Source organism: Delftia sp. 11MD, from assembly GCF_050907895.1.
Lineage (GTDB): Bacteria > Pseudomonadota > Gammaproteobacteria > Burkholderiales > Burkholderiaceae_C > Comamonas > Comamonas tsuruhatensis.
Map to the genome: position 1 here is coordinate 1,017,266 of NZ_CP194333.1, position 16,419 is coordinate 1,033,684.

At 68.4% G+C, this 16,419-nt stretch carries 14 protein-coding genes; 4 read left to right on the forward strand and 10 right to left on the reverse strand.

Annotated elements, in window-relative coordinates; genetic code table 11:
• Window positions 1-16: 16 nt before the first annotated feature.
• The gene (locus ACRSCF_RS04595; protein ID WP_034364453.1) at window positions 17-1,099 is read right to left on the reverse strand and encodes a YeiH family protein; all 1,083 of its coding nucleotides are present in this window, start codon (window positions 1,097-1,099) and stop codon (window positions 17-19) included.
• Between the two features lie 132 nt (window positions 1,100-1,231).
• On the opposite strand from ACRSCF_RS04595, the gene ACRSCF_RS04600 reads away from it, so the two are divergent.
• Window positions 1,232-2,137 (forward strand): LysR family transcriptional regulator, encoded by a 906-nt coding sequence (locus ACRSCF_RS04600; RefSeq protein ID WP_034364456.1) that lies wholly within the window; start codon window positions 1,232-1,234, stop codon window positions 2,135-2,137.
• 7 nt (window positions 2,138-2,144) lie between these two features.
• Here ACRSCF_RS04600 and ACRSCF_RS04605 read toward each other — a convergent pair whose 3' ends face one another.
• The 3 genes from ACRSCF_RS04605 to cphA (ACRSCF_RS04615) form a co-directional block, all read right to left on the reverse strand.
• Entirely contained in the window at window positions 2,145-2,627 is a 483-nt protein-coding gene (locus tag ACRSCF_RS04605; protein WP_016448750.1) for a CreA family protein, read from the reverse strand.
• Window position 2,628: 1 nt separating this feature from the next.
• Window positions 2,629-5,202 carry a cyanophycin synthetase gene (gene cphA, locus ACRSCF_RS04610; RefSeq protein WP_016448749.1) on the reverse strand — a complete coding sequence of 858 codons (2,574 nt, stop codon included), beginning with the start codon at window positions 5,200-5,202 and terminating at the stop codon, window positions 2,629-2,631.
• A gap of 66 nt (window positions 5,203-5,268) precedes the next feature.
• Window positions 5,269-7,470: a cyanophycin synthetase gene (gene cphA / locus ACRSCF_RS04615; RefSeq protein ID WP_016450863.1), complete on the reverse strand. Its 2,202-nt coding sequence runs from the start codon at window positions 7,468-7,470 to the stop codon at window positions 5,269-5,271.
• Window positions 7,471-7,688: 218 nt separating this feature from the next.
• On the opposite strand from cphA (ACRSCF_RS04615), the gene ACRSCF_RS04620 reads away from it, so the two are divergent.
• From ACRSCF_RS04620 to ACRSCF_RS04630, 3 genes are all read left to right on the forward strand, one after another.
• Window positions 7,689-9,983, forward strand: coding sequence for an ABC transporter ATP-binding protein (locus tag ACRSCF_RS04620; RefSeq protein ID WP_016448747.1), 2,295 nt, complete (start codon window positions 7,689-7,691; stop codon window positions 9,981-9,983).
• 3 nt (window positions 9,984-9,986) lie between these two features.
• Entirely contained in the window at window positions 9,987-10,490 is a 504-nt protein-coding gene (locus ACRSCF_RS04625) for a DUF1854 domain-containing protein (RefSeq protein ID WP_034364457.1), read from the forward strand.
• Window positions 10,491-10,645: 155 nt separating this feature from the next.
• The gene (locus tag ACRSCF_RS04630; protein ID WP_016450864.1) at window positions 10,646-11,080 is read left to right on the forward strand and encodes a hypothetical protein; all 435 of its coding nucleotides are present in this window, start codon (window positions 10,646-10,648) and stop codon (window positions 11,078-11,080) included.
• A gap of 24 nt (window positions 11,081-11,104) precedes the next feature.
• Here ACRSCF_RS04630 and ACRSCF_RS04635 read toward each other — a convergent pair whose 3' ends face one another.
• The 6 genes from ACRSCF_RS04635 to ACRSCF_RS04660 all read right to left on the reverse strand — a co-directional run bounded on the left by ACRSCF_RS04635 (window position 11,105) and on the right by ACRSCF_RS04660 (window position 16,376).
• Window positions 11,105-11,578, reverse strand: coding sequence for an EF-hand domain-containing protein (locus tag ACRSCF_RS04635; RefSeq protein WP_016448744.1), 474 nt, complete (start codon window positions 11,576-11,578; stop codon window positions 11,105-11,107).
• Window positions 11,579-11,640: 62 nt separating this feature from the next.
• On the reverse strand, window positions 11,641-12,561 hold the full coding sequence (locus ACRSCF_RS04640; protein WP_016450866.1) for a 5'-nucleotidase: 921 nt from the start codon (window positions 12,559-12,561) through the stop codon (window positions 11,641-11,643).
• 16 nt (window positions 12,562-12,577) lie between these two features.
• Window positions 12,578-13,804 (reverse strand): type II secretion system inner membrane protein GspF, encoded by a 1,227-nt coding sequence (gene gspF, locus ACRSCF_RS04645; protein ID WP_244387819.1) that lies wholly within the window; start codon window positions 13,802-13,804, stop codon window positions 12,578-12,580.
• A 143-nt stretch (window positions 13,805-13,947) separates the two neighbouring features.
• Window positions 13,948-14,592, reverse strand: a complete 645-nt coding sequence (locus tag ACRSCF_RS04650; RefSeq protein WP_016448741.1) for a glutathione S-transferase family protein — start codon at window positions 14,590-14,592, stop codon at window positions 13,948-13,950.
• 88 nt (window positions 14,593-14,680) lie between these two features.
• Complete coding sequence (locus ACRSCF_RS04655) at window positions 14,681-15,370, reverse strand: helix-turn-helix transcriptional regulator (protein ID WP_016448740.1); 690 nt, start codon at window positions 15,368-15,370, stop codon at window positions 14,681-14,683.
• A 4-nt stretch (window positions 15,371-15,374) separates the two neighbouring features.
• A complete protein-coding gene (locus ACRSCF_RS04660; protein WP_016448739.1) occupies window positions 15,375-16,376 on the reverse strand; it encodes an LLM class flavin-dependent oxidoreductase in 1,002 nt (333 codons plus the stop codon).
• Window positions 16,377-16,419: the final 43 nt, after the last annotated feature.

Sequence of the window (16,419 nt, forward strand, 5' to 3'; positions counted from 1 at the left end):
ATGGATGCTGGCAGCTTCAGAGCAGGCCGGGCACCCAGCGGTTGAAGAGCAGGCCCGCCACCAGAAGCCATGCGAACAGCAAGGCGGCCAGCAGCAGGGGCTTCGTGCCTGCGGCACGCACGGCGCGGACATGGGTGGTCAGGCCCAGGGCCGCCATGGCCACGGCCAGCAGCGCGTTGTCCAGCTGCACGCCCACCTGTACCACGGCAGCGGGCAGCACGCCCAGCGAGTTCACGCCGGCCATGGCGACGAAGCCCAGCGCGAACCAGGGAATGGTGATGCGGCGCGGCTGGCCGTCGCTCACCTGGCTGCTGCGGTTGCCGCGCGCCACCGCCATGGACAGCAGCAGCAGGAAGGGGGCGAGCATCATCACGCGCACCATCTTGGAGATCACGGCCACGTCGGCGGCTTCGGGCGCAATGGCTTCGCCGGCGGCCACGACCTGGGCCACCTCGTGCACGGTGGAGCCCACGTACAGCCCGTACTGCGCGGGCGACATGTCCAGCCAGCCGTGGGCGGCGTTCCAGTGGAACAGCGCGGGGTAGAGAAAGGTGCCCACGGTGCCGAAGACCACCACGGTGGCCACGGCCACGGCCACGTCTTCGGCACGTCCCTTGATCACGGGTTCGGTGGCCAGCACGGCAGCGGCGCCGCAGATGGAGCTGCCCGCGCCGATCAGCACCGTGGTGCGCGCATCCAGCCCGAAGACGCGGCGGCCCAGCCACTGCGCCAGCAAGAAGGTGCTGCCCAGCACCAGGGCATCGACCACCACGCCGGCCATGCCCACATGGCCTATGTCCTGGAAGGTCAGCCGCAGGCCGTAGAGCACGATGCCCGCGCGCAGCAGGCGCTGCTTGGCCAGGCCCACGCCGGCATGGCAGCTGGGCGCCAGGCGCGGATAGACGGTGTTGCCGATGACCAGGCCGATGCAGATGGCCAGCGTCAGTGCACTCAGGCCCGAGCCGGCCAGCAGGGGCTGGCGTGCGCCCCAGGTGGCGGCTGCGGCAATGGCGCCTGCCAGCAGCAGGCCGGGCGCAAGCTCGGTCAAATGGCGAAGCCAGCCAGGGAGGGAGGAGCGTGGGAGGGCAGTGGTGTTCATGGTGCCTGCGCGCCGCGTCAGGAGCGCGGTGCATGGGAGGCACTTTAGATTTCTTGGCTATATTCGTATAACGAATAGTTTTTGTAGCATCAACCGGGGAAACAGGTTGATGCCTCGTCCAGACTGCACGCCATGCTGCACCTCACCCTGCGACAGCTCGAAATCTTCTGCGCCGTTGCCCAGGCCGGCTCCACCGTGGCGGCGGCCGATGCCGTGGCCCTGTCGCAGTCGGCCACCAGCGCCGCGCTGCAGCAGCTGGAGCAGGCCATGGGCGCCCAGCTGTTCGAGCGCGTGGGCCGGCGGCTGGCGCTCAACGACGCGGGGCGCGCCCTGCTGCCCGAGGCGCTGGCGCTGCTGGAGCAGGCCAGGGGCATAGAGCAGGCGTTTTCGGTGCGGGCCGCCAGCCTGCCCGTGCGTCTGCGCGTGGCAGCCAGCACCACCATAGGCACCTATGCGCTGCCAGCCGTGCTCGCGCACCTGGCGCGCAGCCATCCGCACCTGAGCGTGGACCTGCAGATCGCCAACACGCGCGAGGTGGGCCAGGCCGTGGAATCGCTGGACGTGGACCTGGGCCTGATCGAGGGCACCAGCCACTGGCCCGGGCTGGAGGTCGAGCCCTGGATGCGCGACGAACTCGTCATCGTGGCCGCAGCACAGGACCCGCTGGTGCAGGCTGCCGGCCAGCGCCCGCTGGGCGTGGCGGCGCTGCGCGGTGCGCGCTGGCTGCTGCGCGAGCCGGGCTCGGGCACGCGCGAGATGGTGGAGCATGCCTTGCTGCCGCATCTGCACCAGCTGCCGGCCGCCGCCACGCTGGGCAGCTCCGAGGCCATAGCGCGCTGCGTGGCGCAAGGGCTGGGCATCAGCTGCCTGTCCCGCGTGCTGGTGCAGGCCCTGGTCGTGTCAGGAGAACTGGCCGTGCTGCCGACCACGCTGCCGCGCATGTGGCGCGATTTCTCGCTGGTGCAGCGGGCAGGCAAGCGCCGCTCGCCTGCGCTGGCGGCCTTCGTGCAGGCCTGCAGGTCCCAGGCGCAGGAATGAGCCCAGGCTACTTTTGCAGCGGTATCGGCGTGTTGCGCGGCACGGGCACGGCGGTGACGCTGTTCTGCGGCGAGCCTTCGATCACGCGGTCCGAGTAGGTCATGTAGACCAGGGTGTTGCGCTGCGCATCGACCATGCGCACCACGCGCAGGCGCTTGAACAGCAGCGAGATGCGTTCGGTGAACACCTCGTCCTGCTGCTTGAGCGGCGCAGGGATCTGGATGGGTCCGGTCTGCACGCAGCTGATCGAGGCCTCGGCGCGGTCCTCGGCCAGGCCCAGCCCGCCCTTGATGCCGCCGGTCTTGGCGCGCGAGACATAGCAGGTCACGCCCGCCACCTTGGGATCGTCATAGGCATCCACCACGATCTTGTGGTCCGGGCCTATGAACTTGAACACCGTGTCCACCGCGCCCACCTGCTCGGCGCGCGCACCGCAGGCGCCCAGCAGCAGCGTGGCCAGAGCGGCCGTGAGCAAGGCGCGGCCGTTCATGTCAGGCCTCACCCGCCACATGGCGGCGCAGGTGTTCGAGGGCTTCCTCGACCTGGTCCACCAGCACCAGGCACAGGTCGCCGGGCGTCAGCCGCGCCAGCGCGTGGTCGATGGCGTTGAACTCACCCTGGATCTGGGTCACGTAGTCGGTGCGCGGTGCGCCTTGCAGGCCTTGCTGCAGCAGGGCCAGGACTTCACCGTCGGCGCGGCCGCGCTGGCAGGCATCCTGGTAGAGGATGACGTCGTCGAAGGCCTTGCCCAGGATCTGTGTCTGCTCGGTGATGTCCTGGTCGCGGCGGTCGCCCGCGCCGCTGATGACCACGCTGCGGCGCTGGGCCGGCATGGCATCCACGGCCTGCACCAGGGCGCGGATGGCGTCGGGGTTGTGGCCGTAGTCGGCGATCAGCGTGGCGCCACGGTAGTCCATGACGTTGAAGCGTCCGGGGGCGTTGTCGCTGTCGTTGACGAAGCCGGCCAGCCCGCGGCGGATGGTCTGCCACGGCAGGCCCACGCCCCAGGCGGCGGCGATGGCGGCCATGACGTTCTCCACCTGGAAGGTGATGGTGCCGTTGCGCGTGATGGGGATCTCGCGCAGGGCGATGGTCTCGCGCCACGAACTTTCGGCCGCAACGATGCTGTCGCCGTCCACGTAGACCACGCGGTTGCCCTGGGCACGGTGCGTGGCCATCACGGGGTGGTGGCGGTCGGCCGCGAAATAGATGACCTTGCCCGGCGAGGTGGAGGCCATGGCCGCCACCAGCGGGTCGGCGGCGTTGAGCACGGCATAGCCGTCGGCGGCCACGTTCTGCACGATGACGCGCTTGAGCACGGCCACGTCTTCCACCGTGGTGATGTAGTTCAGGCCCAGGTGGTCGCCCGCGCCCACGTTGGTGACCACGGCCACCTGGCAGCGGTCGAAGCCCAGGCCTTCGCGCAGGATGCCGCCGCGCGCGCATTCGAGCACGGCCGCATCGGTCTCGGGGTGGGCCAGGGCGTTGCGCGCGCTGCGCGGGCCCGAGCAGTCGCCGCTGTCGATCTGGCGGCCGTTGACGTAGACGCCGTCGGTATTGGTCATGGCCGTGCGCCAGCCATGCGAGGTGAACAGGTGGGCGATCAGGCGCGTGGTCGTGGTCTTGCCATTGGTGCCGGTGACGGCCACCAGCGGGATGCGGCCATCCTGGCCGGGTGCGAACAGCTCATCGACCATGGGCACGCCCACGTTGCGGGGCTTGCCGAAGGACGGCGCTAGGTGCATGCGCAGGCCCGGTGCGGCGTTGACTTCGACGATGCCGCCGTTTTGCTCCTCCAGCGGGCGCAGCATGGTCTCGCAGACCACGTCCACGCCGCAGATGTGCAGGCCGATGGTCTGGGCGGCCTCGACGGCGCGCGCGGCGATGTCGGGGTGCACGTCGTCCGTCACATCGGTGGCGCTGCCGCCCGTGGACAGGTTGGCGTTGTTGCGCAGCACCACGCGCTGGCCCTGGGCCGGCACGGATTCGGGCGTGAGCCCTTCTGTGGCGATGCGCGCGATGGCGATGTCGTCCAGGCGGATCTTGGTCAGCGCCGTGCCGTGGCCCGAGCCGCGGCGCGGGTCCTGGTTGACCAGCTCGACCAGTTCGCGGATGGTGTGCTGGCCGTCGCCCAGCACCTGGGGCGGCTCGCGGCGCGCAGCGGCCACCAACTGGCCGCCGACCACCAGCAGGCGGAAGTCGTGGCCCGGCAGGAAGCGTTCGACCATGATGTCGTCGCCGAATTCCGAGGCGGTGGCAAAGGCGGCCTTGAGCTGCTCGTGCGTGGTGATGTTGACCACCACGCCCTTGCCCTGGTTGCCGTCCTGGGGCTTGACCACCACGGGCAGTCCCACTTCCTGGGCCACGAGCCAGGCTTCTTCCACGTCCTTGACGGGGCGGCCCAGAGGCACGGGCACGCCGGCGGCGTGCAGCAGGCGCTTGGTCAGGTCCTTGTCCTGGGCGATGGACTCGGCCACGGCGCTGGTCTGGTCCAGCTCGGCGGCCTGGATGCGGCGCGCCTTGGAGCCCCAGCCCAGTTGCACCAGCGAGCCCGAGGTCAGGCGGCGGATGGGAATGCCGCGCGCCACGGCCGCATCGACGATGGAGCCTGTGGAGGGGCCGATGCGCTCGTCCTCGTCGAGTTCACGCAGCTCGGCCACCACCTTGTCGGCGTCGAAGGGCGTGTCGGCCAGTGCCGACTGCAGCAGCGCACCGGCCTGTTCCATGGCCAGGCGGCCCACGGATTCCTCGGTGTACTCCACCACCACCTGGTAGGTGCCGGCTTCCACGGTCTCGTGCGTGCGGCTGAAGGTCACGGGGCAGCCGGCCTGGGCCTGCAGCGACAGGGCCGCCACTTCCAGCACATGGGCCAGCGACAGGCGCTGGTCGGCACCGTGCGGCTGCAGCGTGCCGATCTTGGGAAAGCGTGCGCGCAGCCGGTCCTCGAACCCTGCCAGGGCCGAGTAGTCACAGTCGCCGGGCTCGCATTGCACGATGGCTTCGATGGCGGTGCTGCGGGTCCAGAGATTGGGGCCGCGCAGGGCTCGGATGCGGGTGATCTGCATAGTGTCTTCTTTCGGAGGGCAGGCCCGCGTCGCCGGGCCTGCCTGCATGTCATCGTGTGGTCGGGCTCAGGCGGCGGCGGTGGAAACCGCAGCGGCGGCCGGCGTGTAGTCGAAGGTCTTGATGCCGGCGACGATGAGGTCGGGGGCAATGTCCATGGACCACGCCGCGGCAATGGCAGCGAGCAGGGCCGGCGTGTCCGGGCGCAGGCCGCCGGGCAGGCTCAGCGCGTCCAGCGTGCCCAGCACGCGCTCGGCGGCGCCCGTGGCCAGGATCACCTGGTTGCCGCGCACGAAGACGGCACGGCCTTCGCTCTCGCAACGGTGGGCCGCGACCACGGGGCTGTCGGCCTGCATCGAATAGAACAGCACCTCGCCGTCGCACAGGCGGGCCAGGTCGGCCACCTGCTCGATGTCGGCATTGAGGACGCCCGCGCCTTCGTCCAGCACCACGTCGATCTGGGTGCGCATCACGCGCGTCATCTGTGACTGCTCGTGCACGTCATGGTCGGGCAACTGCTCGAAGCCGTCCATGTCGGTGACCACGCCGACTAGGCAGCGGTCGTAGGCCAGGCCTTCCTCCAGGATGGAGCGGGCCGTGGTCTGGATGACGGCGGCCTGGGCCAGGCGGTTGGTCAGCAGGCGGTGGGCGCCGGCCCAGTTGGCGGTGTTGGTCTTCTGGGTCTGGCGGTTGGACAGGAACATGCCCTCGCTGCTGGCCACGCCCGTGAGCTTGCCCGACAGCTGCAGCAGCCAGCCCACCAGGCGGGCCGTGAAACCGTTGTTGCGCGTGCCGGCAATGCCGACCAGGGGGATGCGGCCGGCGCCCGTGCCCTCTTCGGTGCGCGGGAACAGGTGGTCGGCGATGGCCATGCCCACGGGGCGCGGCGCGCCGCTGGTGGGCTTCAGATGCATCAGCAGGCCGGGGCCGGCGTTGACTTCGAGGATGGCGCCGCCCTGCTCCTTCATGGGGCGCGAGACGTCCTGCAGGATCATGTCCATGCCCGCGATGTCCAGGCCCACGATCTTGGCGGCCAGCGTGGCCATGTAGGCCACTTCGGGATGGACTTCGTCGGTGCAGTCGATGGCCATGTTGCCGTTGCGCTGCAGCAGCACGCTGGTGCCCTGGGCAGGAATGGTGTCGGGCGTGACGTTCTGGCGCTTGAGTTCCAGCTTCACGGCCGGGGCTTCGAGGTTGATCCAGTCCAGCGGATATTCCTGCTCGGGGCCGCGGCGCGGGTCCTGGTTGACCACGGCGACCAGTTCGCGAACCGTGGACTTGCCATTGCCGGCCACGCTCACGGTCTCGCCACGGCAGGCGGCAACCACCTTGCCGCCCACCACCAGGATGCGGTGCTCGGTGCCGTCGATGAAGCGTTCGACGATGACGTCCGAGCCTTCGGGCTGGGCCAGCGCGAAGGCGGCCTTGATGTCGGCCTCGTCGCGCAGGTCCAGCGTCACGCCGCGTGCGTGGTTGCCGTCCGAGGGCTTGACGGTGACGGGAAAGCCGATGTCCTGCGCCACTTCCCAGGCTTCCTCGGGGCTGTGGACGATCTGGCCTTCGGGCACGGGCACGCCGCAGGCGGCCAGCAGGCGCTTGGTGAAGTCCTTGTCCTGGGCAATGCCCTCGGCGATGGCGCTGGTCTGGTCGCTCTCGGCGGTCCAGATGCGGCGCTGCGCGGCGCCATAGCCCAGTTGCACGAGGTTGCCGTCATTGAGGCGGATGTGGGGGATGCGGCGCTCGCCGGCCGCATCGACGATGCAGCCCGTGCTCGGGCCCAGGTAGCGGTCGTTGATCTCGGTCTTGATGGCCTTGATGGCGGCCTTCAGGTCGAAGGGCTCGTCATTGATGGCGGCCATGATCAGCCTGTGACCATGGGCCAGGGCCGTGCGCGCCACGGTTTCCTCGGGGCAGCGGAAGACCATGCGGTAGACGCCGCGCTGCGAGATCTCGCGGGTCTGGCCGAACTCGGCAGGCATGCCCGCCAGGTTCAGCAGCTCGATGATGATGTGCTCCAGCACGTGGCCGCACCAGGTGCCGCCTTCCAGGCGCTGGATGAAGCCGCCGCGCTCGCCCACGCCGCAGTGGTGCTCGACCAGGTCGGGCAGCCAGGCCGTCAGGCGCTCGTTGAAACCGGGAAGCTTGTTCGAGGGATAGTCCTCCAGCTCGCCCAGATCCAGCCAGACCTCCAGCACGGGACGGTAGGTCCAGACGCTGGGTCCACGCAGGTAGGTGGTGCGCAAGAGTTGGATGTCTTTGAATTTCGCCATGTCGGTCAACGGGTAAGCGTGAACGACGACCCGGATTCGGATCGCCGGAGAATGGGAGAGGATTGTGCGCCCAGAAAACCCATGCGCAGTGTTGTCAGCCTAAACCAGGGTTGGCGCGTTGAGCAGGGTATGCCGTGCAACGCGCGGGATATCCACCGGGGAGCTGCGGTTGCCCGCATGACACCAGGAGCCGCCAGGGGCGGGAAAAACAACTCAACATGCAAGAACACCATTCTGTGGACGTTTCGGCCTTCCTTGCCAGCCCCCGCGGGGCTGAGCTGCGAGCCAGGCTCGCTTCCAATGAAAACGTGCTGGCCCTCGCCACGGTTGACCTGACCCTGGATATGCGCTTCGGCGAAGGCTGGGTTGTCCTGACCAACCAGCGCCTCATCGCCTGTGATCCTGAGGATCAGCGATGGAGTGAGTGGATACTCTCAGTCGATCAGAATTTGCGCACGCTGGACCACGGCGGCGTGGGCAATCTCGAATTGCATGGTCCTGCGGCTCGGCTGGCGCTGTGGCGCTTCACCTTGCGCCACCAGGCGGGCGTATTGCGCCTGCTGCAACAGTTCGATCACCAGCGTGAGCGCATGGCGCGTGGCGAGGACTTCGACGGGCCCGAGGACGATGTGCCCCGCTGCCCGGCCTGCCAGACCGAGCTGCCGCCCGAGGCCGACGAATGCCCGGCCTGCGCACGCCAGCAGGGTCCGCAGACCTCCACCTGGGTGCTGCTGCGCCTGTGGCGCTTTGCCCATCCCTACCGGCACCAGCTGCTGCTGGGCTTTTTGCTGACCCTGGCCTCCACGGGCGCCACCCTGGTGGCGCCCTACCTGACGATTCCCATCGTGGACAAGATCCTGATCCCGTTCCAGAACGGGCAGCAGATCGACAGCAGCCTGGTGGTCTTCTACCTGAGCGGCCTGCTTGCGGCGGCGCTGGTGGCCTGGGGCCTGGGCTGGGCGCGCACCTTCGTGCTGGCCAAGGTCTCCGAGCGCATTGGCTCGGACCTGCGCACGACCACCTACAACCACCTGCTGACGCTGTCGCTGGACTACTACGGCAGCAAACGCACGGGCGACCTGATGGCGCGCATCGGGGCGGAAACAGATCGCATCAATTTGTTTCTATCCTTGAACGCGCTGGATTTTGCGACCGATGTGCTGATGATCGTGATGACCTCGGTCATCCTGTTCTCCATCAATCCATGGCTGGCCCTGGTCACCCTGGTGCCGCTGCCCTTCATCGCCTGGATGATCCACCTGGTGCGTGACCGCCTGCGCACGGGCTTCGAGAAGATCGACCGCGTCTGGTCCGAGGTGACCAATGTGCTGGCCGACACCATTCCCGGCATCCGTGTGGTCAAGGCCTTCGCCCAGGAAAAGCGCGAGGCCGACCGCTTCGCCCAGGCCAATCTGGTCAACCTGCAGGCCAACGACAAGGTCAACAAGACCTGGTCGCTGTTCACGCCCACGGTGACGCTGCTGACCGAGATCGGCCTGCTGGTGGTCTGGGGCTTCGGCATCTGGCTGGTGGCGGGCGGCCAGATCACGGTCGGTATTCTGACGGCCTTCATCGCCTACATCGGCCGCTTCTACAGCCGCCTGGATTCGATGAGCCGCATCGTCTCGGTCACACAGAAGGCGGCAGCCGGCGCCAAGCGCATCTTCGACATCCTGGACCACGTGAGCAACGTGCCCGACCCGGTCAACCCGGTCAAGCTGCCGCGCGTGCAGGGTGCCATCACGCTGGACAACCTGACCTTCCGCTACGGCAGCCGCGCCGTCATCAAGAACCTGGATCTGCAGATTCGCCCGGGTGAAATGATTGGCCTGGTCGGCCACAGCGGCTCGGGCAAGAGCACCCTGGTCAACCTGATCAGCCGCTTCTACGACGTGAGCGAAGGCTCCATCCAGCTCGACGGCGTGGATATCCGCCGGCTCAAGGTGTCGGACTTCCGCAGCAACATCGGCCTGGTGCTGCAGGAGCCCTTCCTGTTCTTCGGCACCATTGCCGAGAACATCGCCTACGGCAAGCCCGACGCCACGCGCGAGGAAATCGTGGCGGCCGCGCGTGCGGCCCATGCCCATGAATTCATCCTGCGCCTGCCGCATGGCTATGACTCCCTGGTGGGCGAGCGCGGCCAGGGCCTGTCCGGCGGCGAGCGCCAGCGCATCTCCATCGCGCGCGCGCTGCTGATCGACCCGCGCATCCTGATCCTGGACGAGGCCACTTCTGCCGTGGACACCGAGACCGAGAAGGAAATCCAGAAGGCGCTGGACAATCTGGTGCAGGGCCGCACGACGATTGCCATCGCCCACCGTCTGTCCACGCTGCGCAAGGCAGACCGCCTCGTGGTCATGGACCGGGGCGAAATCGTGGAAGTGGGGCCGCACGACGAACTGATGGAAAAGCAGGGCGCCTACTGGCGCCTGTACCAGGCCCAGGCGCGGCGCGCCGAAGAGGATGCCCAGGCCGCAGGCCTGACCCTGGTCGCAACCACCATCGAGGAATAAGCCATGTCCACTGCCCAACATTGCGCCGCCGGCGCCGATCTGAGCCGCGTACGCGTGGAGCGCAACGCCCATGGCCGCCTGGTGCTGATCCTGGCCGACGGCACGCGCCACGAATCCGTGGTGCCCGTACGCGCCTTTCCCATTGCCGCGCCGCTGCAAGGCCTGTCCCTGGTCTGTGCCGATGGCAAGGAGGCGCTGTGGGTGGACCACATGGACCACGTGCCCGCGCAGGCCCGCACGCTGATCGAGCAGGATCTGGCCGTGCGCGAGTTCGTGCCCGTCATCCAGCGCATCCGCAAGGTGTCCAGCTATTCCACGCCCAGCACCTGGGATCTGGAGACCGACCGCGGTCCCGCGCAGCTCGTGCTCAAGGCCGAGGAGGATATCCGCCGCCTGTCGGGCCGTACGCACCTGATGATCACCAGCCAGGACGGCGTGCAGTTCAGCGTGCCGGACAGCACGGCGCTGGACCGTGCCTCGCGCAAGATGCTGGAGCGTTTCCTCTAGCGCCTGGTCAGGGTGGTTTCGGGGTTTACCCTTGGTTTGAGGCAGGCCTGGGCGTCTTTCAAAAAAAGCGCTTCAGTTCTTTCAGGTTCTGTCGATGATGAGGCGACGGCGGGAAATTCCCGCCCACAGCACACATCCAGCAAGAGGGTCGAGCCATGCCAATTCCACCTGTTGACCGATCGCCCATACCGTGGCGCCCGCAAAGCGCCGATCTGTACTCCACCGGCGCGTCGGGCGCGGTGCCCGTGCGTCCCGTGAACGCTGCCAATCCTGTCGAATCCACGGACCGCATCGGCGAAGGCCGTGTGATTCGCGATCCTGAAAAACCGTCCGTGGTGGACCAGGAAAACCGCGACTGGACGCTGGCCGAGGAGATCAAGCAGAAGGAAGAGGTCGAGGAGCCGCCCAAGGAGCCGATTTCCAAGCAGCTCATCGAGTTCATCCAGTCCATGTGGCGCGCCAGCGCCATGGCCGTGGAGCAGGCCCAGGAGGTCAGCAAGGCCGATGACGTGGCCCGCAACAAGCTGCAGGTGCGCGAGGAGCCGTTGACCTATTCGGAACCCAAGGTCAAGCGTACCGGCGGACTTTGAGTGTCAGTGGCTGAATGCGCAGGCTCAGTCCTTTGAGCCTTCGCCTTCCTTCGTGTCCCTGGCAGCGGACACGGCTGCGGCATGCTCTGCGGCCTTTGCCTCTTCGGCCTGCGCCTTGGCCTTTGCCTTGTCGCGCTCGGCGCGGTACTTGACGGCAAAGGCCTGCACCTCCGCATAGGAGACGTAGCCGTCCTTGTCGGTGTCGGCCTCGTCGAAGGCCGCCGCCAGGCGCGGGAACAGCGCCACTTCGGTGCGGCTGAGCTTGCCGTCCTTGTTGAAGTCCAGCATCTTGAATTCGCGCTGGGCCTTGATTTCCCCCTTGGTCAATGGCGCCGGGCTGGCCGAGGCCTGTCCGGTGGACGCCTTGTCGGCCGTCTCGGCCGCCTGCGCGCGCGCGGCGGGCAGCATGAAGGCGCTGGTCAGCAGGACGGCAGCGGCGGCCTGCAGCACAGGCGGCCGGCGCAGCAGGGCGGAGCGGTTCATGAGGGGAAAATGCATTGGCTTTATTTGGGCACGGAACCGGCATTTGCAAGCACGGCCGGCCCGCCCTTTGCAATTGTTTACTTCAGCGGATCGGCGTCCGGATTGGAGATGCCGCTGTTCACATGGCCTGCGGGCACATGGCGGGCCGCCGAGCTGACATGGCCCGATTGGTCGTCGAAGAAGAAATCCGGCTCGAACTCGCGCAGGAAGGGGCCTTTTTCCAGGCCGCCGAGGAACATGGCCTCGTCCACGGTGATTCCCCAATCGAGCAATGTGCGGATGGCGCGCTCGTGCGCCGGCGCACTGCGCGCCGTCACCAGGGCCGTGCGAATGCGCATGGTCTGGGACGAGTCCGCCTGCTGCTGAAGCCGGTGAAGGGCTTGCAGCAGGGGTTTGAACGGCCCTTCTCCCAGGGGCGTGGCGGCATGGGAGACCTCATGGCGCAGAAAGGCCGGCAGCCCGCCTTGCTGGTAGATGCGCTCGGCCTCGTCGGAGAACAGCACGGCATCGCCGTCGAAGGCAATGCGCACTTCCTGCGGGTAGCGGTCGCCTGCGGGCGTGGAGTCGACCATCACGCGCGCCGCGGGAAAGCCGATGGACAGGGCCTTGCGCACATCGACCTCGTTGGCCGAGAGGAACAGGTGGGCGCCCAGCGGCCGCAGGTAGGAAAACGGATCGCGCCCGCGCGTGAACACGCCGCGCTCTATGTGCATGTCGGCCGCCTTGGCCGAGGCGAACACGCGCATGCCGCTGGCCGGGTCGTTGCGCGAGAGCATCATCACCTCCACGCGCTGCACTTCGGGCGTATTGAAGGCCAGCAGCTTGCGCACCAGCGGGAAGGCGATGCCCGGGCGTGCCGGCTGGTGCACCAGGTCCAGCTGGCGGCGCATGTAGGCCTGCTCGTCGCCCGCATCGAACAGCCGGTTCTCTTCCTCGAAGTCGAACAGTGCGCGCGATGAGATGGCAACGACCAGCTTGTCTTGCAGGGTCACGGGCATGGCTTGGCGCTTGTCGCTATTTGACGAACTGGTTGAGCTGGATGATGGGCATGAGCACGGCCAGCACGATCAGGGCCACGACCATGCCCATGGCCACGATCAGCAGCGGCTCCAGGATGGTGGCCAGGTGCATGGCGCGGCGCTGCACCTCGGTGGACAGCTGGTTGGCCGCGCGCTGCAGCATCACGGGCAGCTGGCCGGTCTGCTCGCCCAGGCGGGCAAACATGGAGATCAGGCCCGGGAAGCGCTTTTTCTGCGCCAGGGCCGAGGCCAGCGGCGCGCCCTCGCGCACCAGGGCCAGCGCGTCCATGGCATCGGCGCGCAGTGCGCGGTTGCCCAGCGTTTCGGCGGCGGCCTGCAAGGCCTTGAGAATGGGCACGCCCGCGCCCGCCAGCATGGCCAGCGTGCCGGCAAAGCGTGCCGCGTTGTAGTTGCGCGCCAGCCGGCCGATCAGCGGCAGGCGCAGCCACCAGGCGTCGAAGCGCTCGCGCAGCACGGGGTTCTTCATGGACAGCCGGAATCCCACGGCGCCCAGCACCAGGGCGACCAGCGCGGCCCAGCCATAGCTGCGCACAAAGTCGCTGAGCGCCAGCATGGCCACGGTGAGCCAGGGCAGGGCGCGCTTGGTGCCCGCGAACACGCTGGCCACCTGCGGCACCACGTAGCTGACCAGGAACAGCACGATGACGATGGCCACCAGGGTCACGATGGCCGGATACAGGGCTGCGCCAATGAGCTTGGACTGCAGTGCCTGGTGCGATTCCAGGTCGTCGGCCAGCCGCTCCAGCACCGGGCCCAGGCTGCCGCTGGCCTCGCCGGCGCCGATCACGGCGCAGTAGATGTCGGAGAACTCGCGCGGATGCTGGGCCAGTGCCCGGGCAAAGGTGGAGCCTGCGTTGACCTCGGCGCGCAGCGCGGCCACGAGGTGGTGCTGGCGCGGGTCGTCGGCTTCTTCGGACAGCGCGGCCAGGGCGCGCTCTATGGGCAGGCCTGATCCGACCAGACCCGCCATCTGGCGCGTCCACACGGTGAGCCCTGTGGAGCCAAGGACGGGGCGGGTCAGCCAGCGCGAGGCGCCACCCTGCGGGCCGGACGCGGAACCCGAGGCCACGATCTCCACGGCCATGGGCACCAGGGCCTGGGCGCGCAGCTGGCTGCGCGCAGCGCGCGCGTTGTCGGCTTCGATCGTGCCCTTGCGGGTCTGACCTTGGGCATCCAGGGCTTCGAAGGAAAAGGCAGGCATGCGCGGCGGGAGTCAGGAGGGGCTGGGGAAGGATGGCGTTCAGGAAACGCCAGGCGGCGATCCAACCCCCGATGGTAGCCGCTGCCGGTGACGGCTGGATGGCGAGGCCGCCGCCGCGGTCGGCGGCAGCTCCTGCCCGGTCCTTATGCCGGCTGGGCCGCGAGGTCCGCTTCGTTGAGCTGGATGGAGCGCAGCGAGGCCGGGCGTTCCATCAGCGGCTGGCCGTAGTCGCTGAATTCGGGCAGCGCGGGCAGCAGCTTCATCATCGTCCCCCAGCGCAGGTAGCTGGCCATGAGCACGTCGGCGGCGGTGAACTGGTCGCCGCACAGGTAGCGCCTGCCGGCCACGGCTTGGCGCAGCGTCTGCACCACGTCGTCATAGCGGCCATAGCCGGCGGACATGGCCTGGTCGGCCGTCTGCTGCTCCAGGTGGCCCTGGCTCTTGGCCGTCATCAAGGCGTCGACGGGGCCGGCCAGGAAGAACATCCAGCGGTGGTAGACGCCGCGCAGCGGGCTGTCCACGGCCGGCGCGAGCCTTCGTTCGGGAAAGATGTCGGCCAGATAGGCAAGGATGGCGGCCTGTTCGGTGATCACGGTCTCGCCGTGCACCAGGGCGGGGACCTTGCCCATGGGGTTGATGGCCAGGTAGTCGGCAGCCTTCATGGTGCTGCCGAATTCCAGCCGCACGGGCTCATAGCGGGCGCCGCATTCCTCCAGCATCCAGCGCGCGATGACGGCGCGCGAGCGGGGGTGGAAGTAAAAGCGCAGAGGCTTGATCGAGTCGTTCATGAAGGCTCCCAGTGGTTTGAATGCATGGCGAGAAGGCCATGGGAGCGACTGTAGGAGGCCATGCTGACAGTTTTTGTCAGCAGTGGTGTCAGCGGACCGTGTAGCCCAGTTGCCGCGACCAGCGTTCGATCAGGCCGCTGCGGTGGTCGGGATACCGTTCCTGCAGATCGGTGACGGAGCGCACGCGGTCGGCGCGGAAATGGCGGAAGTCCTGGCGCAGTTCGCACCAGGCCGCAAGAATGCGCCGCTGATCGAAGAAAGCCATGGCAAAAGGCCAGATCCGGCGCTCGGTCGGCTGGCCCTTCTCATCCGTGTAGTGCAGCAGCACCCGGTGCTGGCGCCGTATCGCCAGGCGCAGCGCGGTCTGCCAGGGCTCGGTCACGGATTCGTGGCAGATGGGCGGCACCAGCAGGCCGCTGGTGTCCACCTCGATGCGCAGCTCCAGCGGCAGCGCGCTGCGTATGCGGTCCAGCGCGGCGGTGGCGGCCTGGGCGAGCTCGGGGTCGGCCTGGCGGCTGGCCCAGCGCGCGCCCAGCAGCAGGGCTTCCAGCTCATCGGGCGTGAACATCAGCGGCGGCAGCAGAAAGCCGGGCCGCATCTCGTAGCCCACGCCCGGGTCGCCCGCAATCGCGGCACCCTGTTCGCGCAGGGTGGCGATGTCGCGGTACAGGGTGCGCAGGCTCACGTCCAGCTGCCGGGCCAGCACCGGACCGGCCTGGGGCAGGCGCGCGCGGCGCAGCAGGTCGATCAGCTGCAGCAGCCGGGCGGAGCGGCTCATGCCTTCAGCGGCCCATGACGCCGGCCGTGATCTCCAGCGAGCGCAGGCGCAGGTCGCGGTCATACACGTCGCTGACCAGGATCAGCTCGTCGGCCTCGGTGTCGGCCTGCAGCTTCTGCAGGCGCGTGCGCACCTTGTCCGGGCCGCCGATGGAGGCCACGGCCAGGAAGTCGCCGATGGCGCGGCGCTCCTGCTCGCCGAGCTGGGCCGCGTAGTTCTCGATGGGGCGCGGCAGCAGTCCGCGCCGGCCCGTGATGATGCCCAGCACGCGCTGGTAGGTGCTGCTGGCCAGGTACTCGGCCTCGTCATCGGTGGGCGCGGCGATCACGGGGGCGCCGACGATCACGTAGGGCTTGGCCAGTTGGGCCGACGGCTTGAACAGGCTGCGGTACAGCTGCACGGCCTGGTAGAGCATGCGCGGCGCGAAGTGCGAGGCAAAGGCGTAGGGCAGGCCCAGGTGGGCGGCCAGCTGGGCCGAGAACAGGCTGGAGCCCAGCAGCCAGATCGGCACGTTGGTGCCCGCGCCCGGCGTGGCCACCAGCTTTTGATCCGGCGTGGCCGGGGCCAGCAGGCGTTGCAGCTCCATCACGTCGCGCGGGAAGTCTTCCTCGGTCTCGACGCGGTCACGGCGCAGGGCGCGCATGGTGGCGCCATCGGTGCCGGGCGCACGGCCCAGGCCCAGGTCGATGCGGCCCGGGTACAGCTCGGCCAGCGTGCCGAAGGCTTCGGCCACCACCAGCGGGGCATGGTTGGGCAGCATGATGCCGCCCGAGCCCACGCGGATCTTCGAGGTGCCGCCTGCAATGTGGCCGATCAGCACGGCCGTGGCCGAGCTGGCGATGCCGGGCATGTTGTGGTGCTCGGCCAGCCAGTAGCGCTCGAATCCCAGTGCCTCGGCCTTGCGGGCCGTGGCCAGCGCGATGTCCAGGGCCTCGGCGACGGTGCCGCCTTCGCGCACGGCCACGAGGTCGAGCATGGACAGACGGACTTCATTGAATGATGTCATGGCAGGTTCCAACTTCCAGTTCACGGTGGGTGGGGGCGGCGCG

What these genes read in the sequence shown, in the direction of transcription:
- ACRSCF_RS04595 (WP_034364453.1), bottom strand. Translation starts at nt 1,099, where the DNA reads ATGAACACCACTGCCCTCCCACGCTCCTCCCTCCCTGGCTGGCTTCGC.
- ACRSCF_RS04600 (WP_034364456.1), top strand. Translation starts at nt 1,232, where the DNA reads ATGCTGCACCTCACCCTGCGACAGCTCGAAATCTTCTGCGCCGTTGCC.
- ACRSCF_RS04605 (WP_016448750.1), bottom strand. Translation starts at nt 2,627, where the DNA reads ATGAACGGCCGCGCCTTGCTCACGGCCGCTCTGGCCACGCTGCTGCTG.
- cphA (WP_016448749.1), bottom strand. Translation starts at nt 5,202, where the DNA reads ATGCAGATCACCCGCATCCGAGCCCTGCGCGGCCCCAATCTCTGGACC.
- cphA (WP_016450863.1), bottom strand. Translation starts at nt 7,470, where the DNA reads ATGGCGAAATTCAAAGACATCCAACTCTTGCGCACCACCTACCTGCGT.
- ACRSCF_RS04620 (WP_016448747.1), top strand. Translation starts at nt 7,689, where the DNA reads ATGCAAGAACACCATTCTGTGGACGTTTCGGCCTTCCTTGCCAGCCCC.
- ACRSCF_RS04625 (WP_034364457.1), top strand. Translation starts at nt 9,987, where the DNA reads ATGTCCACTGCCCAACATTGCGCCGCCGGCGCCGATCTGAGCCGCGTA.
- ACRSCF_RS04630 (WP_016450864.1), top strand. Translation starts at nt 10,646, where the DNA reads ATGCCAATTCCACCTGTTGACCGATCGCCCATACCGTGGCGCCCGCAA.
- ACRSCF_RS04635 (WP_016448744.1), bottom strand. Translation starts at nt 11,578, where the DNA reads ATGCATTTTCCCCTCATGAACCGCTCCGCCCTGCTGCGCCGGCCGCCT.
- ACRSCF_RS04640 (WP_016450866.1), bottom strand. Translation starts at nt 12,561, where the DNA reads ATGCCCGTGACCCTGCAAGACAAGCTGGTCGTTGCCATCTCATCGCGC.
- gspF (WP_244387819.1), bottom strand. Translation starts at nt 13,804, where the DNA reads ATGCCTGCCTTTTCCTTCGAAGCCCTGGATGCCCAAGGTCAGACCCGC.
- ACRSCF_RS04650 (WP_016448741.1), bottom strand. Translation starts at nt 14,592, where the DNA reads ATGAACGACTCGATCAAGCCTCTGCGCTTTTACTTCCACCCCCGCTCG.
- ACRSCF_RS04655 (WP_016448740.1), bottom strand. Translation starts at nt 15,370, where the DNA reads ATGAGCCGCTCCGCCCGGCTGCTGCAGCTGATCGACCTGCTGCGCCGC.
- ACRSCF_RS04660 (WP_016448739.1), bottom strand. Translation starts at nt 16,376, where the DNA reads ATGACATCATTCAATGAAGTCCGTCTGTCCATGCTCGACCTCGTGGCC.